Source organism: Vibrio sp. ZF57 (genome assembly GCF_001691235.1).
In the GTDB taxonomy this organism is placed as follows: domain Bacteria; phylum Pseudomonadota; class Gammaproteobacteria; order Enterobacterales; family Vibrionaceae; genus Vibrio; species Vibrio crassostreae_C.
In genome coordinates this window covers 21,846-45,962 of the sequence record NZ_MAKD01000014.1, presented here as the reverse complement: position 1 = coordinate 45,962, position 24,117 = coordinate 21,846, and the positions used below count along the sequence as shown (strand labels likewise).

The 24,117-nt window shown below is 43.4% G+C and carries 27 protein-coding genes; 14 read left to right on the top strand and 13 right to left on the bottom strand.

Features of this window, described 5'->3' with window-relative positions; genetic code table 11:
* Nucleotides 1–28 precede the first annotated feature (28 nt).
* Nucleotides 29–1,435 carry an alpha-amylase family glycosyl hydrolase gene (locus A6D97_RS01850; RefSeq protein ID WP_017062749.1) on the bottom strand — a complete coding sequence of 469 codons (1,407 nt, stop codon included), beginning with the start codon at nucleotides 1,433–1,435 and terminating at the stop codon, nucleotides 29–31.
* 283 nt (nucleotides 1,436–1,718) lie between these two features.
* On the bottom strand, nucleotides 1,719–2,039 hold the full coding sequence (gene ppiC, locus A6D97_RS01845; protein WP_017630085.1) for a peptidylprolyl isomerase PpiC: 321 nt from the start codon (nucleotides 2,037–2,039) through the stop codon (nucleotides 1,719–1,721).
* 170 nt (nucleotides 2,040–2,209) lie between these two features.
* On the opposite strand from ppiC, the gene A6D97_RS01840 reads away from it, so the two are divergent.
* A complete protein-coding gene (locus A6D97_RS01840; RefSeq protein ID WP_017062751.1) occupies nucleotides 2,210–3,124 on the top strand; it encodes a chemotaxis protein in 915 nt (304 codons plus the stop codon).
* 94 nt (nucleotides 3,125–3,218) lie between these two features.
* Here A6D97_RS01840 and A6D97_RS01835 read toward each other — a convergent pair whose 3' ends face one another.
* The 4 genes from A6D97_RS01835 to hutW form a co-directional block, all read right to left on the bottom strand.
* Complete coding sequence (locus A6D97_RS01835; protein WP_048610703.1) at nucleotides 3,219–3,779, bottom strand: ATP--cob(I)alamin adenosyltransferase; 561 nt, start codon at nucleotides 3,777–3,779, stop codon at nucleotides 3,219–3,221.
* A gap of 113 nt (nucleotides 3,780–3,892) precedes the next feature.
* Nucleotides 3,893–4,423, bottom strand: coding sequence for a heme utilization protein HutZ (gene hutZ / locus A6D97_RS01830; RefSeq protein WP_004731858.1), 531 nt, complete (start codon nucleotides 4,421–4,423; stop codon nucleotides 3,893–3,895).
* Between the two features lie 155 nt (nucleotides 4,424–4,578).
* On the bottom strand, nucleotides 4,579–5,100 hold the full coding sequence (hutX, locus tag A6D97_RS01825) for a heme utilization cystosolic carrier protein HutX (protein ID WP_016784265.1): 522 nt from the start codon (nucleotides 5,098–5,100) through the stop codon (nucleotides 4,579–4,581).
* A 48-nt stretch (nucleotides 5,101–5,148) separates the two neighbouring features.
* The gene (gene hutW / locus A6D97_RS01820; RefSeq protein ID WP_065583703.1) at nucleotides 5,149–6,558 is read right to left on the bottom strand and encodes a heme anaerobic degradation radical SAM methyltransferase ChuW/HutW; all 1,410 of its coding nucleotides are present in this window, start codon (nucleotides 6,556–6,558) and stop codon (nucleotides 5,149–5,151) included.
* Between the two features lie 161 nt (nucleotides 6,559–6,719).
* Between hutW and A6D97_RS01815 the strand changes: the two genes are divergently transcribed.
* From A6D97_RS01815 to A6D97_RS01790, 6 genes are all read left to right on the top strand, one after another.
* A complete protein-coding gene (locus A6D97_RS01815; RefSeq protein ID WP_017062754.1) occupies nucleotides 6,720–7,511 on the top strand; it encodes an energy transducer TonB in 792 nt (263 codons plus the stop codon).
* 2 nt (nucleotides 7,512–7,513) lie between these two features.
* Nucleotides 7,514–8,215, top strand: a complete 702-nt coding sequence (locus A6D97_RS01810; RefSeq protein ID WP_065583702.1) for a MotA/TolQ/ExbB proton channel family protein — start codon at nucleotides 7,514–7,516, stop codon at nucleotides 8,213–8,215.
* Nucleotides 8,212–8,625, top strand: coding sequence for a biopolymer transporter ExbD (locus tag A6D97_RS01805; RefSeq protein ID WP_017064314.1), 414 nt, complete (start codon nucleotides 8,212–8,214; stop codon nucleotides 8,623–8,625). Before A6D97_RS01810 ends, A6D97_RS01805 begins: the two co-directional genes overlap by 4 nt.
* A 165-nt stretch (nucleotides 8,626–8,790) precedes the next feature.
* Complete coding sequence (locus tag A6D97_RS01800; protein ID WP_017064313.1) at nucleotides 8,791–9,678, top strand: ABC transporter substrate-binding protein; 888 nt, start codon at nucleotides 8,791–8,793, stop codon at nucleotides 9,676–9,678.
* Nucleotides 9,679–9,781: 103 nt separating this feature from the next.
* The gene (locus A6D97_RS01795; RefSeq protein ID WP_065583701.1) at nucleotides 9,782–10,819 is read left to right on the top strand and encodes an iron ABC transporter permease; all 1,038 of its coding nucleotides are present in this window, start codon (nucleotides 9,782–9,784) and stop codon (nucleotides 10,817–10,819) included.
* Nucleotides 10,819–11,601: a heme ABC transporter ATP-binding protein gene (locus tag A6D97_RS01790; RefSeq protein WP_017062759.1), complete on the top strand. Its 783-nt coding sequence runs from the start codon at nucleotides 10,819–10,821 to the stop codon at nucleotides 11,599–11,601. Before A6D97_RS01795 ends, A6D97_RS01790 begins: the two co-directional genes overlap by 1 nt.
* 394 nt (nucleotides 11,602–11,995) lie before the next feature.
* Here A6D97_RS01790 and A6D97_RS01785 read toward each other — a convergent pair whose 3' ends face one another.
* Complete coding sequence (locus tag A6D97_RS01785) at nucleotides 11,996–12,457, bottom strand: TetR/AcrR family transcriptional regulator (RefSeq protein WP_004731875.1); 462 nt, start codon at nucleotides 12,455–12,457, stop codon at nucleotides 11,996–11,998.
* 530 nt (nucleotides 12,458–12,987) lie between these two features.
* Here A6D97_RS01785 and A6D97_RS01780 point away from each other — a divergent pair.
* The gene (locus tag A6D97_RS01780) at nucleotides 12,988–13,287 is read left to right on the top strand and encodes a YfcZ/YiiS family protein (protein WP_017062761.1); all 300 of its coding nucleotides are present in this window, start codon (nucleotides 12,988–12,990) and stop codon (nucleotides 13,285–13,287) included.
* 36 nt (nucleotides 13,288–13,323) lie between these two features.
* On the opposite strand, the gene A6D97_RS01775 is transcribed toward A6D97_RS01780, so the two are convergent.
* Nucleotides 13,324–13,620: a YnjH family protein gene (locus A6D97_RS01775; RefSeq protein ID WP_017064310.1), complete on the bottom strand. Its 297-nt coding sequence runs from the start codon at nucleotides 13,618–13,620 to the stop codon at nucleotides 13,324–13,326.
* 103 nt (nucleotides 13,621–13,723) lie between these two features.
* Here A6D97_RS01775 and A6D97_RS01770 point away from each other — a divergent pair, with 103 nt between their 5' ends.
* Nucleotides 13,724–14,323 (top strand): hypothetical protein, encoded by a 600-nt coding sequence (locus A6D97_RS01770; protein WP_065583700.1) that lies wholly within the window; start codon nucleotides 13,724–13,726, stop codon nucleotides 14,321–14,323.
* A gap of 165 nt (nucleotides 14,324–14,488) precedes the next feature.
* Here the strand turns inward: A6D97_RS01770 and A6D97_RS01765 are convergent, their stop codons facing one another.
* Nucleotides 14,489–15,595 carry a 1-acyl-sn-glycerol-3-phosphate acyltransferase gene (locus A6D97_RS01765; RefSeq protein WP_017064308.1) on the bottom strand — a complete coding sequence of 369 codons (1,107 nt, stop codon included), beginning with the start codon at nucleotides 15,593–15,595 and terminating at the stop codon, nucleotides 14,489–14,491.
* 175 nt (nucleotides 15,596–15,770) lie between these two features.
* Between A6D97_RS01765 and A6D97_RS01760 the strand changes: the two genes are divergently transcribed.
* Nucleotides 15,771–16,397: a hypothetical protein gene (locus tag A6D97_RS01760; protein ID WP_017064307.1), complete on the top strand. Its 627-nt coding sequence runs from the start codon at nucleotides 15,771–15,773 to the stop codon at nucleotides 16,395–16,397.
* A 133-nt stretch (nucleotides 16,398–16,530) separates the two neighbouring features.
* Here A6D97_RS01760 and A6D97_RS01755 read toward each other — a convergent pair whose 3' ends face one another.
* Together A6D97_RS01755 and A6D97_RS01750 are read right to left on the bottom strand one after the other, a co-directional pair.
* Complete coding sequence (locus tag A6D97_RS01755) at nucleotides 16,531–17,016, bottom strand: hypothetical protein (RefSeq protein WP_065583699.1); 486 nt, start codon at nucleotides 17,014–17,016, stop codon at nucleotides 16,531–16,533.
* A 27-nt stretch (nucleotides 17,017–17,043) separates the two neighbouring features.
* Complete coding sequence (locus A6D97_RS01750; protein WP_017064305.1) at nucleotides 17,044–17,565, bottom strand: nicotinate-nicotinamide nucleotide adenylyltransferase; 522 nt, start codon at nucleotides 17,563–17,565, stop codon at nucleotides 17,044–17,046.
* Nucleotides 17,566–17,674: 109 nt separating this feature from the next.
* Between A6D97_RS01750 and nadE the strand changes: the two genes are divergently transcribed.
* Nucleotides 17,675–18,505 (top strand): ammonia-dependent NAD(+) synthetase, encoded by an 831-nt coding sequence (gene nadE, locus A6D97_RS01745; RefSeq protein ID WP_004731887.1) that lies wholly within the window; start codon nucleotides 17,675–17,677, stop codon nucleotides 18,503–18,505.
* Nucleotides 18,506–18,611: 106 nt separating this feature from the next.
* Here nadE and A6D97_RS01740 read toward each other — a convergent pair whose 3' ends face one another.
* Both A6D97_RS01740 and A6D97_RS01735 read right to left on the bottom strand, forming a co-directional pair.
* On the bottom strand, nucleotides 18,612–20,483 hold the full coding sequence (locus tag A6D97_RS01740; protein WP_065583698.1) for a hybrid-cluster NAD(P)-dependent oxidoreductase: 1,872 nt from the start codon (nucleotides 20,481–20,483) through the stop codon (nucleotides 18,612–18,614).
* A gap of 209 nt (nucleotides 20,484–20,692) precedes the next feature.
* Nucleotides 20,693–21,457 (bottom strand): EAL domain-containing protein, encoded by a 765-nt coding sequence (locus A6D97_RS01735; RefSeq protein ID WP_017062770.1) that lies wholly within the window; start codon nucleotides 21,455–21,457, stop codon nucleotides 20,693–20,695.
* A 269-nt stretch (nucleotides 21,458–21,726) separates the two neighbouring features.
* On the opposite strand from A6D97_RS01735, the gene A6D97_RS01730 reads away from it, so the two are divergent.
* The 3 genes from A6D97_RS01730 to A6D97_RS21335 form a co-directional block, all read left to right on the top strand.
* A complete protein-coding gene (locus A6D97_RS01730) occupies nucleotides 21,727–22,692 on the top strand; it encodes a helix-turn-helix transcriptional regulator (protein ID WP_017062771.1) in 966 nt (321 codons plus the stop codon).
* Nucleotides 22,693–22,788: 96 nt separating this feature from the next.
* Nucleotides 22,789–23,778 carry a helix-turn-helix transcriptional regulator gene (locus A6D97_RS01725; protein WP_065583697.1) on the top strand — a complete coding sequence of 330 codons (990 nt, stop codon included), beginning with the start codon at nucleotides 22,789–22,791 and terminating at the stop codon, nucleotides 23,776–23,778.
* A gap of 45 nt (nucleotides 23,779–23,823) precedes the next feature.
* Nucleotides 23,824–24,117 (top strand): transposase (locus tag A6D97_RS21335; RefSeq protein WP_206208203.1); only part of this gene is annotated, 294 nt, incomplete at its 3' end.

The following is a 24,117-nucleotide window of genomic DNA, read 5'->3' as shown; positions in this document are numbered from 1 at the left end:
CGGGGCTTCTCTTTCTAGTCTATCCAAGTTAACTCGTGACAGGCTTCAATTCATTCGTCGTTAACATCATACATTGGTTCGATTCCACCTTGATGGTTAAATCCTTACCAACACATTCAAACACATCATCCGACAGTAAATCGGTTACCGCACCAGTCCAATTTAATGAGGCTGTTTTGCTTCGCTTCGACTTGTTGATCACCACAATGCCTTTATCGCCACGGACAAACACCAACAAATCATCATTCGCTTCAACCACACGCATCGCTTCGCCATGAACATGGTTATGGAATTGAATCATGCTTTTCATGTAAGGCGCTTGCCAGTCGTTAAGCCAACGAGGCTGACCGCTCTTGTCCAGAATACCGCTGGTGCTCAGTTCACTGTAAACAAGCGGCACACCGCCGTCTCGACCAAGAATGAAAGCATGAGCCAATCGCTCATCCACTTCATCCATCACATGCTCCAAAAACACCTCGTTATTGGGAATATCATGAGTGACCGCAAACGTGATCGCTCGCATATTCGACAGAGCCTGACCAAAACAGTATGGGTTAATCAAAGACTTAAAGCTGCCCTGCTCTTCAAATGCTTTGAAGATGGTGTTGAACAACGGGAAATCGTAAGCGCCTAAGCGAGTGTGTTTAAGATAAGGCTCAAGGAACAGCTCATACTCTTCTTCTGTCGCGCCGCCATCGGTAATGATCTCACCGAAGATGTGCATTTCTTCGCAGATGTCATCCGTCCACACCTTGCGTAGGTGTGCCAGTGTCATATGCTTTGCCGCATCAATGCGAAATCCTTTCACACCAATCTCTTTCAGTGCTTTTAGGTAGGCTCTTTGTTGTGCCACCACATTATCGTTATCGAGTAGCGTTGGCAGGCCAGGATCGCTGGCGCCACCGGTAATACGCCCGTTTTGCACTTCCCACGTGTCTTTCCAGTTCTTGATACCAAACGCTTCCACGAAGTCGTTCTCATCAAAAAGAGGCTCAGAAAGGTCACCAAACAAACGTATGGATTCATAATAGTCAGCATCTTTTTGATAAGACGCCATGTCTTGCTGATTGGGATACGTTAGATCACCGCGGATACCCGATTCGTTGGCCATGTGGTTAAACACCACATCCACATAAGTACGAAGCCCATGTCGCTTTAACGTGTCGACCATCGCTTTAAAATCTTGTGTGTCACCCAACTGATTATCGATCACACGATAGTCTTGGGGCTGATAGCGTTGCCACCATTGAGTACCAGAATTTCGATCGCAACCTTTAGGGCCGCGCAGCGATTTCATCGCCGGTGATACTAAAACAGATTTATAACCCAACTCTTGGATCAGTGGGGCGTTCTTCATTACGTCAGCGTAGCACCAGTCAAAGGCATGCAATATGACATCTGTCGCTGGTTTGCTTAACATAGCTGAACTCTCCATGTTGTTCTCCTACCAAACTCGTTTACAGCTTTTTAGAAAAGGCAAAGGCTAAAAGGCAAAGCTGCAATAAATTTCCTCAAGAATGGCATTTATTATATGAGTTACTCATTAAAAACCCTCCTCCTCCTACCAATTACTCACGGTGGATGGTTGAGGGCGTAGCACCAATTATCGCATAACGTCTGGGATGAACACTCAACCGTAGTGCTTTAAAACGCGCACAAAAGTCACAAAAAAGGAGCGTATATACGCTCCTTTTATTCAATCTAACACATATTTATGACTAAGTTCTGTAAAGAACCTTCACCACATGCCAACCGAATTTTGTTTTCACAAGGTGTGGTACAAGCGTCTCGCCAGAGAAACAAACCTTATCAAACTGAGGCACCATTTGACCTTTTTTGAACTCACCTAGGTCGCCGCCCTTCTTACCAGATGGACAGGTTGAATGTTTCTTCGCTAGCGTTTGAAATTTAGCGCCCTTTTTAAGCTGTGTCATGATGTCTTCTGCTAGTTCTTTATGCTTCACCAGAATATGAAGCGCTGCTGCTGTTCTTGCCATGATAATTCTCAGTTTGTTGCTGTCTGCTTGTCGACTAACCATCGACAGCGAGTATTTAGCGTGATTTTAACCCAAGAACCGCTATTCTTCACTCTATAACCGAAAACAACTGCCTTAAAGGCCATTAAAAACCGCATCGCGACTTGCTGCGGCTTCCATTTCCCTTTAAATTAATCCTTATAAATTAAGCGCGTATTAAGTAGGAGCCACTTATGGCCAAACCGATCAGTAAAGCGAGTCAGTCACAGGGAATGTTGATGTTCAAGTTGTCCCTCACTCAAAGTTTTGCGATTGGCACGCTTAAGGTCAGAGAAATCGTCCCTTTTCAGCCGATGACTCAGATCCCCTACTCCCATCATCACGTGATTGGTACAGTGACTATCCGCGACCTTACAGTTCCTGTGATTGATATGTCCGCTGCGATTGGCTTCCGTCCGATAACACCCGCTGAATACCAAGATTGTGTACTCATCGTTACTGACTGTTTGAGAACAGTTGTGGCGTTCTTGGTTCGTTCAATTGATAAAATCATTGAATGCGACTGGAAGAGCATTGAATCTCCACCCACCAGTGTGGGTCGCAATGTGTTTGTAACGGGTATTACACGTTTTGAAGACCGTATTGTGCAAATGCTCGATGTGGAACTGCTGCTTTCTAAGATCTACCCAGCTTATGAGAATGCTCATATCCCGATGCTGACCGATGTAGAAAGGGAACGCCTCAAAGCATTGAACATCTTATTAGTGGATGACTCTTTGATTGCACGTAAACAGTTATCTGATGCCTTAGACAGCATCAACATCCCTTACAGCATATGTAACAACGGCTTAGATGCCATCGACCTAATGCGACGCCAAGCCAGCGCTGGCAATGCCATTGATCTTCTGGTGAGTGATATCGAGATGCCGGGATTAGATGGTTATGAGCTTGCATTTGAAGTGCAAAACGACAGCGCTTTAAGTCACGCTTACTGTATTTTGCATACCTCACTGTCCAGTGAGATCTGTGTCGACCGTGCTAATCAGGTGGGGGCGCATGAAGCGCTTGAGAAGTTCAACGCGGGTGAATTAATCGAAGCTATGCTACGCGGCGCAAAAGTCTTAAACGGCGCCTCTACGGCTGCTTAGGCTCTGTTATAGAAGCTAAACCTGGCATAGTGCTCAATGGTTTAGCTTCTTAGTCTCTTCTTTCTTCAAATCTTAATAAGAATAGAGCTAACCGTTAGTCTTTGTTTTCTGGCATAGACTTTTTCGGCATAGAGTAGCTCTTACTCACAAATTCCACTTCCTCGACTTCATTCACATGATTGGTAAAAGAGGCCAATGCATAGAGAGTGTTCGCGACTAGGTTGGCGTATTTAAAAAGAATCGGGTCTGGCGACTTTTTGCTTTCATGATGTTCAATACTCACCAAAGCTCGCACAACTTTCTTAGCCTGACAACGACACAAGTGAAGTTCACTAGACACTCGGTGTCCACCGGGTAAGACAAAGCCTTTAAACCCCCCTTCTAACTGCTCACGGATACGATGATAATCTTGCTTGAGCTCGACCAATTCAGACTCGGTGATGGCAAGCTTACCGCGCACAGAGCCATTCAAATGGTAGATGTTTGGCTGCAAGCGTTGCAGGATCTCACGAACCTGAGGCTCTAGCTCTAAAGACAACACCAATCCAACTCGGCAACAAAGTTCATCCGACAAAATCTCAAAATCACAGATAGGACTGTCTTCATAAATAAACGGGTAACAGAACTCGTCCCAATCTCGACTTACTGGTTTCACGTACCGATCCTTACATATAAATAGTCATCAAACGCCAATATACCAAACTCTTTGATTTAGACATAAAAAAGCCCTCACATTGGAGGGCTCCTAAAGAAATCGATTAAACGAGATTACTCGTTAGATACTTTTTTGTGACCTTCTTGTAGGTGAACGAAATCAACCAGATCGTCGCCTGACACTTGGTATGCCTGACCAAAGCCTTTAACGAACAGGCCGTTCTCAGCTTTAAGGTTAAACAGAGAGAAGTCTTGAAGTTGGCTCAAACCATCAATGATTTCACCAAAACGCTCTTGCATCTGGCCAATCACTTGAGTCCAAAGTTCCGTTTCACGCTCCACAACACTTGCTTGAGCATCAAACGTTAAACGTTTACGTGCGTAAAGTTGCTTCGAGCTCTCTTCGTCTTCAATCATCATCAAAGAGACCTGAGGGTTCGCTTTCAAGTTGCGAGCATGACGAGCAATATCAGAAATTAGAACAAAGTAACCTTCTTGGTTCTGAACGAAAGGTGCGTAACTTACGTTCGGGCGACCTTCTTCATCAACCGTTGCAAGTTGAAGGGTACGGCGCTCTTGGCGAAACTCTTTGATTTCTGGACCTAGGCGACCTTGTAGACGTTCTTGTTTTACTTGCTGTTCCATGGGTAATTCCTTTCTTCACTTTCTCTGATTTATTATTTTTGCCCGAGGTTGAGCGATCATTAGCGAACTAAACGATCCTCGAGCATTGATGTCTTGTTTAAGCCAGTTGGCAACCCTATGTCAGATTACTGCTGATTATTTACTATTGACTGTACTTAAGCTTGTTCTTTTAACGCTTTGAAGCGTTCTACTTGGTCGGCAATAAGCTCACGCTTTTCGTTGCGGCCTAGGTAAATCTTAAAAATGTTCTCACCGGTTTCACTGAAGAAGCCGAAGTAATGACTTTCACGACCCATGAACGCCTTGCTCACCAAACCGATATGTTTAACGTTATCAAGTTTAAGGTGACCATGAAGCTCGCCCTCTTTGCCCATTAGGTTGTAGTAACCACGCGCTACCTTACCTTTCGGGAATGGCGCTTTAACTTCAAAGATAGAACCAAATGAATGCACGATAGTGGTCACAGGGCCCCAACCCACTAAACCTTCTAGAATCTCTTGAGCACGGCTGCCATCTAGCATTACCGCCATGTCGTTTGGAAAAGCAGCAACCACTTCAACCTCTGAAACACCTAGCTTCTCAGCAATTGCTGTTGGCAGTAGTTTTGGCTCTTCTTCTAAAATTAGAGCTACGCGTTGTTCTAGAGTTTCTGTCATTTCTAATGTTGTATCTGTCATTGAATATGTTCCGTATAAACGAGTAAGTTATAAACTAAAAATTCGATATTAAGCGTGCTTCAAACTTGCATGCGGGTGTACGCCCGAACCTGACGCTTTAGGCGCTGGGTGCATAGCTTGGTATTCAGCGTTAAGCACTTGAATCACACTCTGCGCTAGGCTTACCGCCCAAAAGCTGCCAGCAATAGTCAGGCTCAGATAATCTTCCGAAAGCTCAACTAAACCGTTATTTTCCCAATGTGCGAACAAAGGTTTTAGGTAGTCGAACGTATCTTGCCCCATAAATCTCGGTAGCGTACTTCTTCTAACAACACCAGAATCGAAACCTGCCTTTAATGTTGAGAAGATAGGCTCTAATGAGCTTTGCTTAGTCATCATGGCAATAGGTAATTGACCTTGCTTTATAGACTCCATGTAGCTGTCTAAAGTTCGATGCTGCATCACACCATGACCGCCAATGTTGCCACCAGCGCCACAACCAATGGGTAGAACTTCGGCATAAGTTTTCGCTAAGCTGTTGTAAATGCTGCGTTCGCGGTTATCACGAGTCCAGTGGTTTACGCTCAGTTGCTTGACCTTATTTTTTGCCATGAACTCCACACCCGCCAAATACATGCTCGCCTTATCTGGCGTATTCGCAGGCGGTGGGATTTTTCCTTTCTCAACAAGATTAAGCATAGGTGCATTGCCCGCAACAATCAGTTGGTAGAGGTCAATGCCGTGTGCGCCAGTAGACATGTAGTCTTCTAAATCTTGTTGGAACACTTCCATAGATTGGTGTGGTAATCCGTATAACAGATCAAGAACGATTGGCGCTTGCTCGGTGCGGCTTAGTGAACTGATACGTTCTAGCACAACCTCTCGGTCATCTAGGCGCTTAGCACTACGTCGAACCTGAGTATTGAAACTTTGAATACCGAACGAGAAACGATTGAAGCCACCTTCAAGCGCACGATCAAACATCTCGTCACCAAATCGATTGATGCGCCCTTCCAATGTCATCTCAACATCGTTTGCTAGTGGGAAATATTGACGAATCGCTTTACCCAGCTGCTCAACTTGTTGAGACGACAAATCGGTGGGAGTTCCGCCACCAATATAGACGGCGTGAAATAGTCCAGACTGAGCCCAAGGTGTTTTGGCTTTCTGCTTTAGCTCGACCATCAGTGCATCGAAATACTCATCCACTAATTTACGGCTTGCGGCATTTTGGAAGAAATTGCAGAACGTACAACGCACACGACAGAAAGGAATGTGGATATACAAGCAACGCGTATCCTGTTTTTTCCCTTCACTCAGCATCAGTTCGTCAAAGAGTTCTAACTTCTTACTGGGGTCGACCGGAATTGAACTTCCTCCGGCGTGTGCAGAATGCTTTTTCGCAAACGCAAAACGAAGCGGATCAGGGCTAGAAATGCCCAAGATTGATTCGTCAAATTTATAAATATTAAGACTCATATAATCTCTCTAAACACTTACATAGCAAAGTCTGGAAGACTATTCGCTAAAAACTGAGAGAATCATAAATACACGCAAATGATAATGCAATTGATAATTGATCTTATTTAGATTCTAAGCAATAATCCGATACAGAATTTTGATTTGGTAAAGGATTGATTGTGAACGTTCCTAGATATGTTATTGCAGGCGGTGCATCGTTAGTGATTCATGCCGCGTTGTTGTTTGTCGCTCAAGAATCCAAAGTATTTGCGATGCCTGCAGGTAGCCAATCGAACACGGTATCGATCAACTTCACTCCTAAGAGCGTTCCTTCACAAGCTCAGCAAAAAACAATCACAGAGCCAGTTAAACCTGAGCCAATAAAAGAAACCGTCTCACAAGCCGAACCAAAAACGGTTGAGCCAAAGCAAGCTAAGCCAACCCCAAAGAAAAAAGCGATCACCAATAAACCTCAACCAAAGAAAGTTGAGAAAAAAGTGATTGAGCAAAAGGTTGTCGAGAAGAAGCCGGTTCAAAAGAAACCAGTAACTGAGAAAAAGGTAGTTAAGAAAGAACGCCCAAAACCAGCCACTCAACCAGAGAAACTGGCCGACAAGAAAGTCGATAAGAATATGGACGAGTCTGCCAACCAGCCTCAGGAAGTAAATCAAGGCGTATCAAACCAAGAGCCGGTTTTGGTCACTAAACCTTCGTTCTCTGCGCGTCCTACCCCACCGAATTACCCTCGCCAAGCAAGACGCCGTGGCGTTGAGGGTGTCGCAACGTATGAGATCTGGCTAGACGCTGAAGGCAAACAAATTAAACAAGCATTAGTAAATTCATCAGGCGCGCTAATGCTCGATAACGCCGCATTAGATGCCATTAAACAATGGAAATTCTCACCTCACACTGTCAATGGTCGAGCGATTGCTCACCGAGTACAAATACCTGTTCGTTTTAGGTTGGATTAATCATGCAACAAATCAGTTACTTACAAGATCAACTTGGCTTAATGACTTGGCCTCTTCTTATCTGCTCAGCATTAACAGCAATGATCATCGCTGAACGTGTCTTCCAAGTCATGCTCAGCATTGGTGTGGGCAAACGTGCCATTCGTCGCGAGTTAAACCAAACCTCACCAACCAACAGCAAAGAGATTGAAGCGCTTGCTCAGTCGATTTCAGGTAAACGCCCGCTCTTGTACAAGGGCGTGTCAATGTTGCTTGCTCACCACTCTTTCTCAAAAGGGTTACGTGAAGATGCCGCTGGGATCTGGCTACAAGAAAAACGCCACCAGCTTCATGCAGGTTTAAGACTGCTTGGTTTGATCGGCGTGATCAGCCCACTCATCGGCTTGCTTGGTACGGTACTTGGTCTTATTGAGATGTTTAAAGGCGTTGCCGCGACAACAGGCAGCATCACGCCTAATGATTTGGCAGACGGTCTTGGATTAGCAATGCGAACCACAGCAGCAGGTTTGATGATTGCGCTTCCTGCTATTTCTGGTGCTCAGCTACTAGGGCTATGGGCCGATCGAGTGCTGGCTCAATTGGAGCATACATTGAACTATGTGAATGTGTGGCTAGAAGGCATGTCGATTCAAACCAATCAGTCTGATGATACTCAAGGTAAGCCTATCAACAAAACCTCTATCGGTGATGTGAGTCAAGCATGATTAAAACGCCCCACTCATCTCACACACAGAGCCTAGCGCCAGACTTAACACCGCTGCTCGACATCATTTTTATCGTGATGGTTTTTCTACTGCTTACGGCATCGGTAAAGCTGGAATCGCTAGAAGTTGAGCTACCAAGCTCGGATGTTAAAAACGTTTCTGAAGTCCACAAAGACTCGATTAGCGTCAACATCCTAGACCATGCCCCCTACTGGGCGATTAACGGCCAAGAGTATATCAACTGGGAAAACTTCAAGATTGCCTTGTTAGAAGAGACAGGCTCAACGGATAAAAAACCGATCATCATTGGCGCGGATAAAGCCGCCAATGTTGAAAACCTAGTGAAGTTGCTTTCATTCCTTCAAGAGAACGGAATACCAGCGACTCAACTGCTCACGGACGATGGCTAGAACAACACTCAATTTTTATGAGGCCTAGCGTTTATAAAATTTGGCTCCTGATAGCTAAGACCAAATAGACAGAACTAAGCCTCTCTATCGATTCGAACTCACAATGCGAACGGACTGCTCACTGAGTATCTTCGCGATACAAAAAGAAAATATAAAGAACTTATTATGAACAACTTAAACGTGCTCAATAAATTAAAGACCAAGACACATCTCCTTTCAGTTGCCGCTATGAGCCTGGCACTTAGCGCACCCGCAATGGCCAACGACGCTGAACAACCTCGAATCATCAGTGCCGGTAGTGCCGTTACTGAATTGGTTTTGGCATTAGGAGCTGAAGAGCAGCTAGTCGCGATTGATGTGACCAGCCACTTTCCTCAAGCAGAAAACCTGCCAAAGATTGGTTATCACCGAAACCTGTCTGCTGAAGGTCTACTCGCCCTAGAGCCAACCACATTGATTGGCTCGGATGAAATGGGACCAGACAACGCGATTTCTCAATTGAAATCGGCAGGCGTCGATGTAGAGATTGTTAACACTGAAGCAAACGTGGAAGGGCTATTAAAGCGTATCGACCAAATCGCAAAGATCACCCATACCGAAGACCACTCGCAGCAAGTGAAAACCGATGTGAATCAAAAGATCGCAGCACTGAAAGCGAACCAAGTACCAAGCAACGAAGCGAAGAAAGTTCTATTCCTGTTGCTGCATGAAGGTCGCCCTGCCAACGTTGCTGGCGGTGAAACATCACCAAACGCAATCATCGAGTTAGCTGGCGGTATCAACCCTGCCGCTCAGAGCTTAACGTCTTACAAGCCACTTTCAATGGAATCACTCGTTGAGATGCAACCTGATGTCATTTTAGTAAGCGGCCGTAGTTATCAAAAAATGGGCGGCGCAGATGCCATCCTGAAATCACTGCCTATGCTAGCGGCAACGCCTGCAGGTATGAACAAGCAAATCATTACCGTAAATGGCAGTGCTTTGGTTGGCGGGCTTGGCCTAGAAAGCCTCTCTGAAGCAAAGCGTCTAAACGCACTTATCTACCCGCTATAACTCAACCACCCTATTTCTGCTGTCGCTAATTCGCTTCCCTCACCAACTGACTCACGCTGTTGTTGAAGGAGGTCGAAGTTAGCGATAGATATTGAGGCCCTTTATGTTGTTACGCTCCGTCCCACTGAAAACGTCGATGTTAGCTCTAGGTGCAACCCTAGCTTTTGTCGCGCTGTACTCGATAACTGTTGGGCCAATGAACATTAGCTTAGCGGACAGCGCCACAAGCTTAATTAAACCAAACAATGACTTAGCACCTCACATCAACTTAGTGATTCAAGAGATCCGCTTACCTAGAACCATCTTGTGCATGCTGATTGGTGCGATCCTCGCCTTGTGTGGTGCAGTGATGCAGGGTTTGTTTCGAAACCCACTTGCAGAACCTGGCATCATAGGTGTGTCTGCGGGCGCAGCATTAGGTGCTGCACTGGCTATCGTTTTGTTCTCTGAGCTATCGCTTCAATACCCTACTTTCATGAACTTTGCTGCGGTTCCTGTGTTCGCTTTTCTTGGCGGCGCTTTAACCACGCTGCTGGTGTATAAGCTGGGTACAGGTAAATTCGGCACCTCTGTCACCATCATGTTGTTGGCGGGTGTGGCGATCAGTGCGCTCTCTGGCGCAGGTATTGGCTTCTTGAATTTCATTGCTGATGACCAAATGCTGCGCGATCTTTCATTGTGGTCGATGGGTTCATTGGCGGGCGCTAAGTGGTCAGGAATTTTGCTGGCAGCTGTCACGCTCGTTGGCTTGTTTGTTGTTTTCTACCGCCAAGCGATGTCTCTAAATGCTCTATTACTGGGCGAGTCAGAAGCGCAACACCTTGGTATCCCAGTTCAAAAGCTGAAACGAAAGCTGATTCTACTGACGGCTGCGGGCGTTGGTATCACAGTTAGCCTGTCTGGCATGATTGGTTTTATTGGATTGGTTATCCCACATTTAGGTCGCATTTTGGCAGGCCCTGACCACCGAGTTCTGTTGCCACTATCAGCGGTACTAGGCGCACTGCTGCTAACCGCCGCAGACATGTTCTCACGTGTGGTACTTGCTCCGGCTGAACTTCCTGTTGGTATTGTCACTGCGATTATCGGCGCCCCATTCTTCTTATATCTACTATTTCAACAGAAAGGGAGAATCCTTTAATGTTTCCTTCAGCTTTAAAAGCGACCGATATCGAAGTGAAGTTCGGCAGTAAAGTGATATTAGATGGCGTTTCTATTGAGATTGAAGCGGGAAAGGTAACCACACTGCTTGGGCCAAATGGCGCAGGTAAAAGCACGCTGCTTAAAGCTTTGTGCCAAGAGATATCAAGCAACGGCGATATCCAGTATTTTGGACACAGTAAAGACAAGTGGCCTTCTCAAAAGTTAGCGAAGCACCTTGCTATGCTTCCTCAACACAGCACATTGACCTTCCCATTCTTGGCACATGAAGTTGTCGAGCTTGGTGGGATTCCTCTGCAAGAATCCAACAAGAAGCTGACCAGCATTGCTAGCCAAAAAATGGATGTTGCTGATGTGACTCACCTGAGTGAAAGACTTTATCCTTCGCTATCAGGCGGTGAAAAGCAGCGAGTGCACTTGGCTCGAGTGTTAACTCAGCTTCACCACTCTGGTGACCAATGTATTTTGATGCTTGATGAACCAACCTCTGCACTGGATCTTGCCCACCAGCACAACACCTTAAAGATTGCGAGAGAATTAGCCGATAACCACAATGCCGCGGTTATCGTGGTTTTGCATGATCTCAACTTAGCCGCGCAGTATTCCGATCGATTGGTGGTATTGAAAGATGGCAATTTGGTGTGTGATGGCAAGCCTTGGGATGCACTAAAACCTTCGATGATAGAAGATGTGTATGGTTACAAAAGTATCGTAGAAAAACACCCAACCATGAGCTTCCCTCAGGTTCACCCCGCACAATAAGTCCGATTAAGGAGCGACTCGTTTTGAGTATTCGTTCTTGATAACAATGACGTAATCCTAAGCCTCGATTTGTTCGGGGCTTTTTATTGGCTCACAGCCACTATCTCGGCTTAAACTCAATTTTATTAATAACCACAGCAGCAAGCACCAAAACGACTCACCTTGAGCATTTGAGGCTCTAGAAATGAACACTACCCGTTAGGGTTACTTAGCTTTTAACACTGAAGAGTAAAACAAGCCGCGAGCGTAAGCATATAAAAAGAAAGGAAATAACATCATTCAGCATCAATCAACAAGACTGCGACATCGATGTGGGATTGAGAGAAAAACGTACAAGAAGTGAAACTGCAAGCACAAAAAAGCCCCCGTAGGAGCTTCTTTTATTGAGTGCTGATTATTGGCTCATACGAATCAATGATTTACCAATCAGCCACTCTAGTTCTTTACCGCTAGTATCGCCAAACTGAGTTTCAGTCAGCTTGTATAGACGATCAATACCGTTTGCAGCGAACTCATGCGCGCTCTCAGCAGTAACGATATGATGGAAAAGTAAACGTAAGATTGCTAGGAACTCAGCGTCTTCAAGTGCTGCAACCCAGCTAGCTGAAAATGCGTCAAGGCCATTTTCGAAGTCAATGTGTTCCATGAACATCTTGAAAATACGACCGTCTAGAGCAGCAGTAAAATCCGTTTTCTTTGGAAAGTGATGACTTATACCTGTACGAGAAACACCCGTTTGTTGACTCAACGTCGTGTATGACATCTTGTCGTAACCCAATCTTAGTAGCTGGTCTACAACGGCATCCATGATTTTCTGGATCGTGATTTCTGTATCTTCTTTACTACGCTTTGGCATATTCAGGCTCTTCTCTTTGTAAATCCATCTAACTCAATCAAATGAAGTCAGAATGAAAATCGTTATCAGCATTATGTGAGCAAGGTATTTTTTCGCAAGTATTTATAACTAAATTCACACAAATACTATGTACGAACAATTTTACAGTGATGCCTCTTTGGACACTTTGTCTAATTATTCTTCGAAAATCACCTTACAATCCTAAGTCGATAAGTTTAAATAACGACTTAGAATATGAAATACCCAACGAAAAATTCATTGTATAAATACCTATCAAGCGATAGATAGTCTTATAAAATCATTCCTGGCGCAACTAAGTGAATGATATTCTGACATATTAATAACATTCCTTTTCAACAAAACGTGAGGTAAATCACATACATATTTGGCGGCGCGAATATAGATATTCATCAAACACCTTAACAAACAACATAGCATACCAGTATAAATTAGTTCAAAGGTTTTAATTTTTGTAGATACAGTTCAAATTGCTCGTTAGAATAACCTCAGACTTTGTAAGAGGATTATTTATGAGCCAAGATATTGGTAACAACGATGTATGTGAGGCTTGCGGCTGTGCAGGCGAAATCGGGTTCATCATTAAAGAAGGCGACGATGTTGCTGAAGTAACGGTTTACGGAAACTCAAAAGCACTGATTGAAGCTGAGTTTGCTAAGTATGTTGAACTTGCTAAACAAGTGTCTAGCAACGTTGAGTTCGAAGCATCAGAGATGACTGAAGAAAGCACAGAGTTGCACGCTCGCTTTAAATTTGAAGTTAGCGCTGAGAAGATTATTTTTGAACTTAAGACTCGCTCTCTAGCGCGTTAATATAAGCATTTATATGCTTATTAAAAGACGAGTGAATTACTCGTCTTTTTTTAATTGAACCCAAGCCAGTGACCCATTTTTCTCAAAATCGTTTTCTGCAGCGCACTGAATCACTACGCCCCCCACCTCTAACACTGCCCCAATGCTATAAGCCTTGTCATCGTAATAACAAACTCGTTGCTGTTGACCGCCTTGTGTCACCACCACCGCAGCTTTACCGGGCGTTGAAATTACTTTATTGGCACTCGCAGACATTGAGCCAAACAATGAAGCGGCTATCAGAAAGACCTTAATAATTCGTATATTTACTCTAATCATTGATTTACCTATCATCTTTGCTCCATTCCTCGTTAATCTACCGCCAAATGGGTAAAACACTATGCGAGATTAATTTTTCCATTATAGTGTAAGCGTCTATCGTAATAAGAAGCCTGTTATGCTCAGAATAATTGCACTTATTATTGGTTCCTTAACCATAACAAATGTCAGTGCTGAACCACTCGATCACTATCAAATATTGAACCATCTCGATAATTACGGAAACTTATATCTACGAAATAAGCCTTATAGATCACTTCCAACTGGCTTGGTGGTAGATGGTAATCTCAATATAGAGAATACTGCGATCACACGCCTACCCAAAGGGTTAGAAGTGAACGGCAGCCTTAAAGGCTCTAACAGCCAACTCGCTCGAGTCCCGAGCGGGGTTAAGATAAAAGGTTACGTCGACTTGATTGGCAGCCAAATCACCAGCTGGCCAAGAGGTGTAAGAGTGGGCGGCTTTATCAACCTCACCGACACTCCACTGGAAAGGCTACCGAATGGCTTTAGAGTAAAAGGCGATCTGAGCGTGATCCGCACTCCTTTAACCGAGTTACCCAACGGGATCGTGATTGACGGCGACCTTTATATAGGTGGTTCTGGGATTACAACATTCCCCGAGACCATGACAGTCAAAGGCAACATCTATCTGGGCGGCAACACCGTAACCAAATGGCCAACCAATCTAGATCTCGGTGGTGCAGTCGCTCGCTAATTCAGGCTAATGCTCTAATGCTCTAATGCTCTAATGCTCTAATGCTCTAATACGTTAATGCTCGATCGCAGCAACAAATGGTGATTCAGAAACAAAAAAGGAGCCCAAGGCTCCTTTTTCAATTCAATCAAGTTGCTAATCAACTAGCAAGCTAACTAACGCTCGTTAACCAATGTTCTTCACTGGGTTGGCGTAGCTATCGATCAAGTATTGACGCGCACCTTGTGGCAGGCTCGACAGTTTAGCTTCAAACTCTTGTTTAACGGCCGCTGTAATCGACTCATCTTCTTTTTCTGCTGCCAGCAAGTTTACTGGGAACAGTTTGTAGTTATCGTGGATCTGACGATCGATCTCTTCAGCAAGCGCTTCAGGCGTATCAAAATCTTGGTCGATAACCTGACCGAAACCAACGTGAACGCGTCCTTTATCACCGATGATGCCTTGAATGATACTTTCGATATCTTCAAACTCACCCTTTTCGTAACTGCCGTTTACGTCTTTTTCGAAAAGCTCTATCGCTTTAGCCGTGTCACATGGGTCGTTCTCGTAAGAAATAGCCACAGGAACAATCTTCAATGACTTCACGTATTCAGGGAAAGCAATTTTTTGCTTACGTCCTTCAACGTGGAACATTTTCAAAATTGCTGGCTCAGTAAAATCGTTACCGTCTTTCGCACGACCTTCCTTTTGAGCGATCCAGATTGAGTTGCCCGTTTCTAGAGAGTGCTTAATGTAAGAAGACAACTGCCCTAGCGCTTTCATCATCTCACGCGGTCCTTTCAAAGAACGCTTTACGATGAAGCTCTTATTTAAACGCATCAATTCAGTCGCACATGGCTTTTTCAACAGGTTGTCTCCGATAGCGATACGACAAGTCTGATGATTATTTTGATGCAGAGCGTAATTTACCAACGCAGGATCCATAGCAATGTCACGATGGTTTGATACAAACAGATAAGCTTGGTTCGCATCCAGTGACTCGATACCAGTGTACGTCACACCGCTAGTGGTTTTCGCTAACGTGTCGCGTAAGTACTTTTTCACTTCAATCTGAATGGATTCAACGCTAGTCAGCTTGCTCCATTTCATTTTTAAGTACACACGCAAAATCGGGCTCATTAATGCTTTGAACCAAGACGCATGGTTTGAAAAACGGTAGTGCAAGATTGCACTGATAAATTCTTCATCATTAATAAGACGGTTTAGTGCCGCTGGAATTTCATCATCGCCGTAAGGGCGAATATCAACATATGGATCGGTTGGAGAGGTCATTTTTTAATTCATATAATAAAAAGCTGGCTCATTCTACGCGTTGTTTTGACTTCTCGCAGCTACAGAGCCCATACTTTTGACAAGGTCAGACCAGAAACATTGAAAATCCCCTGTTATTGTTGGCATTCTTTAAGATTAACGGTAATCTTGACGCCCCAAAATTAAGGTACTATCTATGAACTTCGCTATTGAATATACATCGGCTTACTTTTCACACTTGGTGATCACACCACGCAAGAAAGTACTTAAACATAGCCTTGTATCGGTTCAAAGTGGCTTGGTTTTGATTAAGTTAGGCAAACAAGAGTATGCCGTTGAACCAGGACAAAGCGTCTGGATTCCATACGACTGCCTAACGTCACTGACCTACTTTCCAAACACTCAGGTTAACCGTGTCGATTTTTCTGTTCGTTTGACGGATTCATTCCCAAGACAAGCGGGTTACATCACGCAAACGAACCTCTCTTCGGCACTACTAGAAAAGCTAGAACAAACCAAAGCTCGTGCTTCCAATGCCAATAATACGGAACAAGCGTTTAAAGATATGCTTTCTGTCTTGAAGCAAGAAGTGTTGTCGTTTAAACCACTGCTTTGCGAAAGTGCTCTTTCTCAGCGATTCAATCAATGGAACATTGATGATTCAAACCTGCCACAAGAGCACACTCTGGTGATGGTGATGCGAGAAGCGAAGAAACGCATGCAGTCAGGTCAAAAACGTTCACTTGTGATTGATGATCTGTTCTCAGGTAAAGAAGAAGAGTTCGAGCAACTGTGTATGCTTGTTTTTGGTGAAGATTTATAGCTTGCCGGAAAGTGAGTGCTGGTATTAAAACTCGCAAGCCAGATACTAAAAAGCCGCAAAAACTGAGTTTTTGCGGCTTTTTTAATTCTTACTATTTAGACGTAGATAGCAATCTATCTGTGTATCTGCCTGTCTAAAATGGCAACTCAACCTGCATCATTAGGTCGGCGTCACGTGAGTCGTGCCAACGATAATCAAAGCGCATACGCGGCTGCCCTTCGACTTTCTCGCCAAAACCGATGCTGAGTTGAAGACCATGATTCATCAACCACTCTTCAGTCGACATATCATACTGCTCATCTTCAAGGTCTTCTGGAAACCACATACCCAAGCCAACATAGTTTGACTCAATGCTTTGTGTCAGCAATGGCGAGTCTTTGGTTTGAAGAACCCAGTCAGACCAATAGTCCGGTGTGCTTTCCGGTTCATCATCGCTCAGCCCACTGATTTCCATCATACGTTGGCCAAAAGACTCAATGCTGGTCGAGAAATCTAGACAATTGTCATCTTCATCAGAAGTCAGCATGATTGAATCTAAGCTAAAAAAATCACACTCAGCATACGCAGGCATACTACATGCTGCCATGATCAACGTCGCTGGTATCGCGTTCTTTAGCATAGTCCTCTGACCTCTTGATTAGTGAACTTACATTATCTGATACAGTCCACTATCTTGCAACATCTTTGTAACTGACTTTGTACTCAGTTTTGCCACATCGCTTCCACTTATCAGTGCATTACGTATGTCTGTACTGCGAATTTTCACTTTTTCAGGGCAAGCCATTACAGACCACTGCTCAGTAATCTCATCTGATTTATAGAAAGATGAGAACTTAAAGAAGTTATCTGGCCCAATAACAAACGTCAGTTCAGCGTCACGATGTAACTTTTGCAGTTCACTGAGTACAGCAAAAGTCGTCACGCTTTCGCCGGGTGTAAATAAGCTCTTTTCGATCAACGAAAGCTCAACTTGATCCAGTGAAAGATCACTGATAAATGCATTAACTAACTGACATCTCGTATCAAAGTCTAGCATCTCTTTTCCCCAAGCATGGGCAATACTTGGAACGAGTAGAATTTTGTCAAAGTGAGCCAACGAATCAATCACACTTTTATGCCCTAGGCTCGGTGGATTAAACGCACTACCGAAAATGGCTATTTTTTCCATTGTTTATTACTGCCTTCTCTTTCTAAGCTTGTGCAAAGAGGTTTTTAAATCGGATGATTTAGGTATGATAACACTAGATCTTTAATTTGCTTGCAGGAAAGGAATACGAATGGAACAGTTAATTCGTGACGAAATGCGCGTACTACCTTCAATTGACCCTCACTTCGAAGTGACTCGCCGTGTGGACTTTATCAAAACTAAACTTCAGCAGTCAGGCTGCAAGTCTCTGATCCTTGGTATCAGTGGCGGTGTGGATTCGACAACTTGTGGCCGTTTAGCACAAATGGCAGTTAATAGCCTGAATGAAAGCGCTGGTAGCGACAACTACCAATTCATCGCCGTTCGCCTACCATATGGTGAGCAAAAAGATGAAGATGAAGCACAACTTGCTCTGTCTTTCATTCAGCCTTCTCAATCCGTTTCTGTAAACATTAAAGCCGGTGTTGATGGGCTTCACGCTGCATCTCATGTTGCTCTTGAAGGCACAGGCCTGCTGCCAACAGATTCAGCAAAAATCGACTTTGTGAAAGGGAATGTGAAAGCTCGTGCTCGCATGATCGCACAATACGAAATCGCAGGTTACGTTGGTGGTCTTGTCATCGGTACCGACCACTCAGCGGAAAACATTACTGGCTTCTACACTAAGCACGGTGACGGCGCATGTGATTTAGCACCTTTGTTCGGCCTGAACAAACGCCAAGTTCGTGAGCTTGCAGCAACGCTGGGCGCTCCAGAGCAACTTGTTAAGAAAGTACCAACTGCTGATCTAGAAGAGCTTGACCCTCAGAAAGCCGATGAAGCAGCATTGAACCTTTCTTACGATCAAATCGATGATTTCCTTGAAGGCAAAGAAGTCTCTCAAGACGTATCAGATCGCTTAGTTGGCATCTACAAAGCAACACAGCACAAGCGTCAACCGATCCCAACGATCTACGATTAATTGTTTGAATTAATCTTAGAATCAAAAAGGCCGGAAGTTCATTTCAGTGAACTTCCGGCCTTTTCTATTCAATGTGCTTTTCTTTCTGGCCTTCCGACCTACCGAGTTAGTCTACAACTTCGATATTAGTTTGAGGCACACTGCAACACGCCAGTATTTGCCCCATGTTGCGTTCATGCTCTTGCAACGCCGGTACATCAGGTTGATGAACTTGCCCAGACTCAAGGGTCACTTTACAAGCACCACAGAAACCCGCGCGACAGCTTGATGCGATAGACACACCTGCCGACTCAGCTTGCTCTAGTAGTGTTGATTGGTTGTTGCCTTCGAACAGGTAGCCGTTAACGCTCAACTGCAGTTGCTTCACCGCTTCTTCCGTTGATTGAGCAACACCAAACGCTTCTTGATGATAATGTTGAGGGTTAAGCCCCATTTGAATCAGTAGTTTCTTGGCATTGTCCATAAAGCCGTCAGGGCCACACACGAACGCTTGACGCTTGTGTAGCTCTTCAATTTTAGCGACATGCGACACGCTTAGACGCCCAGACAAACCATCCCACTCTTTGGTTGGTTGGCTTAATGAATAGATCACACGAAGACCCGCGTGCTCACTGGCGATCTTATCAATCTCAGCTTGATAAGGGATATCTTCTTCGCTGCTGCATTGATGATAGAAAACCACATCATCAATTTGACCATGGTCTGCCAAGTAACGAAGCATCGACAACATAGGGGTAATGCCGCTGCCTGCAGACAACAGCAGTAATGGGTGAGTTGGATTCGCTTCTAAGTAGAACGCACCATCTGGGTTTTGAGCAACTAGCGTATCGCCCACTTGGAAATGATCATTCAACCAATTAGAGATCTGGCCATCGTCCACTCGCTTCACTGAAATCGCTAAACGACCCGCTCGTGAAGGGCTAGAAGATAACGTGTAACGACGAGAAAACTTCTCGCCATCAATCACCATCTCAATCGGTAAATGTTGCCCTGGCTGATAGCTTGGTAATGAATGGTTCTCTTTCGCTGGCTCTAGCCAAAAGGTTGTGAAGTCGCGAGCGATCTCTTCACGCTCGACGCAAGTTAAGTGCAGTGATTCTACCCAAGTGTCTTCGTAGTGCTCTTTCTCTTTGGTTTCAAGTACCTCAACCACATCACCCGCTTTCACCAGACCTTCATTTTTCGCCACTAGATTCTGGCCAAAGAAGACACCACCACGCTCGTTGGCTCTGAATGTAGAGAAGGTATTAAGCGGCTCTTTTGTTGATCTAAATTCGCCACTCTCAACATCGACTGTCGTCAGGATACAGCGCTCACAAGGCTTCACCGCTTCGAATTCAACCTCACCAATTCGGATACGCTTCCAGCCGTCTTCGGCAAAGGCTTCTGTATTTGAAACAACAAAGTTAGTGCGGAACTGATCCATTGAATGAACTTCAGGGCTGCGGCGATTGAGCTCATCTAGAGAGGCTTGGCTAATCACCAACATTGGATAGCCGTCAGCGAAACTGACATTCTGACCAAGCTTTTCTCGAACACGATTCGACTGCTCACCACAGAACAGCAGTTCTACGCGAACACCAAGCACATCGCTGAACCAATCATCCGCCTCGTCGTTGGTGGTATACGCAGTGAAGCTATCTTTCCACACCGTTGCAGGCGCTTCTTGCATCTTGAAGTTTGCATATTTCAGACGCAGCGGCTCTTTACCTTCATAAGTAAAAATCAAGCCGTCTGGCTGCAAGCTAGAAGACACCTTGACCATTTTAGGGTACTTACGCGCCGTCACCATTGATCCGTCAGCCAAGGCCAACATAAAACGTCTGTCGAAGGTAAGGCCCTGTTTTTCGACCCAAGCAGAAGAGAGTGCAATCCCACCTACTGATTTAACCGGAAACACATTAATTTGAGATAAGGAGGGCTGTTGACCTGAAAGCTCTTGCTCCAAAGCCTTTTGATCCAAAGGTGACTGCGACATAACGATTCCAATGTTTTGTTGTTTGTCCCAATGCTAACAAATGGTTATAAATAGATAAACTGGCAGGCATTAAACACTTGATACTAAGTAGGCATGATTAAACTAATAGAATGGCATTATGTTCCGGCAAACCTAAAACTCTTGAAACTAACGATGATGCTTTACACACTAAAAGTAACCCGAATTTATTCACGCTATTTTTAAGTAGATCAGCAATATGCTGCACCTTGTTTCGACAATTGACTCAATGAGCCAGGTTTGCCTAAGTGATAGCCCTGAAAATAATCTATGCCCTGCGATTGTGCAAAACGTAAATCTTCATGGTTTTCTATACCTTCAGATAACAATTCAATCTGATACTTCCGAGCTAAAAATCTAAGACGCTCCCAAAAGGTCGAATTATCACTCCGGTTTCTCATTAACGACCGATCTATTTTCACTATGTTCGGTTTAACAACCCTAATCAGTGCTTCACCAGTGTTATAACCACTGCCATAGTCGTCTATCGCGATTTTAATTCCAAGACCACGACATACTCCAAACTGGGACATCATCCTTTTCTCGTCAATGCCAACCGGGTATTGTTCATTCTCAGTAAGCTCAATCCATAAGGTTATACCTAACTTGTTGCATGCTTGCCAAATTGGGGAAATATCACGTAGAAAAGTGAAACTTAAAACGTGATCAGGGGAGATATTAATAGTCAGAAAATCAATCATTTTCTTCTGAGACAATAATTCCTCGGACACTCTTAACAAGAATATTTGAGTAAACCATGCAATCTTCTTAGAGTCTAACAGACAGCGAATTGACGATTCAACATCGTGCCCTTTTTCCCAACGTAACAAAACCTCAGCACCGACAGTTCCATTGCCATTAGTTATCGGTTGAAAAACAGGATAAAACAATCCCTGATTAACATCGTCAATAAGTGCTTCGGCTTGTAAATTTTCAGACAACATATTCGTATTCATAAACAAACCTCTTTTTGTGATTAATCCATACTACAGATCAATAACTAGCAAGGATTAGCATGAACAAATCATATGTAGCTTTACATGCCTACTTCTTAACCGTGAAGACAAACTGCATAAGTAGTTAAACGAACTCCTGTACAAATACACAATGCCGTTTCAAAACGGTAATCTCGAGTCTGTTACTTTTAGATAGGTTATTAAAAACGCCATAAACTATCATAGATGACTATACTTCAATTAGATCAAATTACGCTTAGGGATAATGTATGTTTGGTGACTATTTAAAGGAATTGAGAGTCTCACTAGGTCTTACTCAGAGTGAGCTTGCTGTTAAGTTAAACCTTGCAAATGAAGAGTTTCGCTCTGTAGACGTGGTAACTCTCAGTCGTTGGGAACGAGGAAAAACCAAACCAACACTTGCAAAATGCCTAAGAATCTTGCGTTGTTTACAGGTTGACCTGAGTGACTTTTATGAATTAATACCTAATCCAAACGAAACAAAGCTACTAGACGAGATTGAACAACTTCGTTTTAATAACAGGGTAACGAAGCTTTCATCATTAAGTTATGAAGAGCCACAAGAGCCACAAGAGCCACAATCAGCTTTAATTACTGAGATGCCACTTCTTTTGAAAGATGATGACAAGATACTATCTAGCCTTAAAATCTTTTACGAAACAGCCATCCATACACCGAAGGGTTTTTTCGACATTAATCTATATGACTACCAACAAAACAAACGAGCTATTTTAAAAAGATTTATAACAGAAAGCGGGCAGTTGGTAGGTCACTCACTTAGTTTTATATTCGAAAGTGACTATTTTGACAAAGTTACTCATTCAAAAATCATTGATATCGACCTGACAAAATCTGTCAGTTATAAAAATTCGACTAAGTTATCGGTTTGTAATTATAATCGTTACTCTTCTAATTTCCAGATATTTCGATGTATGTTAGTTTCTCAATTTATAAACCTAATTCACTATTCAAATGTTCAACGTTATTATTTCTTTAATGCATGGCCTGAAAGCGGACAAATTTTAGAGCAACTTGGATTTAAGAAAATAGCATTTGATATTGAGTCAGAAAAAGGAGGTTTTAAATTAGGCAACCGCTCATTCGAACATTGCTTATACGAAATTGATACAGCGACACTTCTTTCTCAACCCGAAATAATAACCCTCATAAAAACAACCCAGTGGGATAACCAATACTCAATCAAAAATCATTAGGCATAGCCAAACAGCCTTTAAATTAAGATGCCTACCATCTTAAGTTTCTACACATAATAATACTTCGCCTTATGCAAAAAATTGGAGAAAACTACTGTGTTTGGCGAATACTTAAAAAAATATCGAATCGCGAATGAACTAACACAAAGTCAAACAGCTACAAAGCTCAACTTACTCGGAGGAGATCTATCGAACATTGATACCGTTACACTTAGTCGATGGGAAAGAGGAACAACTAAACCAACTCTTAGCCGTAGTATTCGTGTTTTGCGAGAATTTACCAACGATCTTGAGCCTTATCTATCTAAAGTTAGTCATTTACAACATCAGGACCCTAGTTCTAAAAATAGAGTTGATCAATTCAATACTCTGATGGAAGAGAAATACCGTAGTTTAAATAACTTGATCGCCAGAGCAAATTATCAGTCAACATCAATGATCGAACACAATCCTGTTTGTGAATATCCGATTGGAAATTCTAATGATAGTGAGATTGTAAATTCTGTACTTGTTTTTCATGAGAAAACCTCTGATGAGAATATTAAGCATGGACTCTATAAAATCGATTTTTTAAACTATTGCAATGAAAAACGTTTCATTGCCTATAAATATGTCGACAGCGTCACAGGGGAGCTATTAGGACATAACATAGGCACTATATTCACGACTGAAGGTATGATCTCCGAAATTGAAACACTTTCTCAAAAGTCGATTGATGAAATAGATTTAAGAAAAACCGTTCCTTATAATAAAAGCCGAAAATTAGCTTATTTTGCGGTGAGCCAGCATTCGCTGTACGAGCGACCTTTTCGTCTACAATTAAATAGAGAATTCAGGTTTCTAGCAAAACACGCTAACATTACCGACTACTACACAACAGTTGCTATAAAGAGTTCAGCAGAAGTACTCGAAAAAATGGGATTTTCTGTTGTTTCGTACGAGAAAAAATCAACCAACGGTGCAATCAAAATTGGTAAACACTATTATTCTAAAGCTTTAATGCACATAAAAACAAGCCAGCTATTTACTCAACCCGAGTTCTTGAACTTGCTTACAGGCTGTCAAACCCCCTATCTGGCAGGGTAGTTGTCACTGTTAAAATTTAACCAGTTTGGGCGATAAAGAGTAATTGTGTCTCGTATCTCAGTAGAAAGAAAAGAAGCTATCTTGAAGAAGCTATTACCTCCCTATTCGATGTCAGTGAAAGAAGTGTCGGAAGAGGAAGGAATTAGCACTGCGACCCTGTATCATTGGCGCCAGCAACTCAGACGTTCAGGAGCCGCCGTGCCAAATAGCAACACTTCATCAGAGCAGTGGTCAGCTCAAACTAAACTTGCCATTGTCGCTGAAACCTACTCAATGACAGAAAGTGAACTCAGCCAATATTGTCGTGAAAAAGGTCTTTTTCCAGAGCAAATCCAAAGC

Bases quoted from the DNA above. Each gene is read 5' to 3' on its own strand.
- A6D97_RS01850 (WP_017062749.1), bottom strand. From the start codon at position 1,435: ATGGAGAGTTCAGCTATGTTAAGCAAACCAGCGACAGATGTCATATTG.
- ppiC (WP_017630085.1), bottom strand. From the start codon at position 2,039: ATGGTTAGTCGACAAGCAGACAGCAACAAACTGAGAATTATCATGGCA.
- A6D97_RS01840 (WP_017062751.1), top strand. From the start codon at position 2,210: ATGGCCAAACCGATCAGTAAAGCGAGTCAGTCACAGGGAATGTTGATG.
- hutZ (WP_004731858.1), bottom strand. From the start codon at position 4,423: ATGGAACAGCAAGTAAAACAAGAACGTCTACAAGGTCGCCTAGGTCCA.
- hutX (WP_016784265.1), bottom strand. From the start codon at position 5,100: ATGACAGATACAACATTAGAAATGACAGAAACTCTAGAACAACGCGTA.
- hutW (WP_065583703.1), bottom strand. From the start codon at position 6,558: ATGAGTCTTAATATTTATAAATTTGACGAATCAATCTTGGGCATTTCT.
- A6D97_RS01810 (WP_065583702.1), top strand. From the start codon at position 7,514: ATGCAACAAATCAGTTACTTACAAGATCAACTTGGCTTAATGACTTGG.
- A6D97_RS01805 (WP_017064314.1), top strand. From the start codon at position 8,212: ATGATTAAAACGCCCCACTCATCTCACACACAGAGCCTAGCGCCAGAC.
- A6D97_RS01800 (WP_017064313.1), top strand. From the start codon at position 8,791: ATGAACAACTTAAACGTGCTCAATAAATTAAAGACCAAGACACATCTC.
- A6D97_RS01795 (WP_065583701.1), top strand. From the start codon at position 9,782: ATGTTGTTACGCTCCGTCCCACTGAAAACGTCGATGTTAGCTCTAGGT.
- A6D97_RS01790 (WP_017062759.1), top strand. From the start codon at position 10,819: ATGTTTCCTTCAGCTTTAAAAGCGACCGATATCGAAGTGAAGTTCGGC.
- A6D97_RS01785 (WP_004731875.1), bottom strand. From the start codon at position 12,457: ATGCCAAAGCGTAGTAAAGAAGATACAGAAATCACGATCCAGAAAATC.
- A6D97_RS01780 (WP_017062761.1), top strand. From the start codon at position 12,988: ATGAGCCAAGATATTGGTAACAACGATGTATGTGAGGCTTGCGGCTGT.
- A6D97_RS01775 (WP_017064310.1), bottom strand. From the start codon at position 13,620: ATGATAGGTAAATCAATGATTAGAGTAAATATACGAATTATTAAGGTC.
- A6D97_RS01770 (WP_065583700.1), top strand. From the start codon at position 13,724: ATGCTCAGAATAATTGCACTTATTATTGGTTCCTTAACCATAACAAAT.
- A6D97_RS01765 (WP_017064308.1), bottom strand. From the start codon at position 15,595: ATGACCTCTCCAACCGATCCATATGTTGATATTCGCCCTTACGGCGAT.
- A6D97_RS01760 (WP_017064307.1), top strand. From the start codon at position 15,771: ATGAACTTCGCTATTGAATATACATCGGCTTACTTTTCACACTTGGTG.
- A6D97_RS01755 (WP_065583699.1), bottom strand. From the start codon at position 17,016: ATGCTAAAGAACGCGATACCAGCGACGTTGATCATGGCAGCATGTAGT.
- A6D97_RS01750 (WP_017064305.1), bottom strand. From the start codon at position 17,565: ATGGAAAAAATAGCCATTTTCGGTAGTGCGTTTAATCCACCGAGCCTA.
- nadE (WP_004731887.1), top strand. From the start codon at position 17,675: ATGGAACAGTTAATTCGTGACGAAATGCGCGTACTACCTTCAATTGAC.
- A6D97_RS01740 (WP_065583698.1), bottom strand. From the start codon at position 20,483: ATGTCGCAGTCACCTTTGGATCAAAAGGCTTTGGAGCAAGAGCTTTCA.
- A6D97_RS01735 (WP_017062770.1), bottom strand. From the start codon at position 21,457: ATGAATACGAATATGTTGTCTGAAAATTTACAAGCCGAAGCACTTATT.
- A6D97_RS01730 (WP_017062771.1), top strand. From the start codon at position 21,727: ATGTTTGGTGACTATTTAAAGGAATTGAGAGTCTCACTAGGTCTTACT.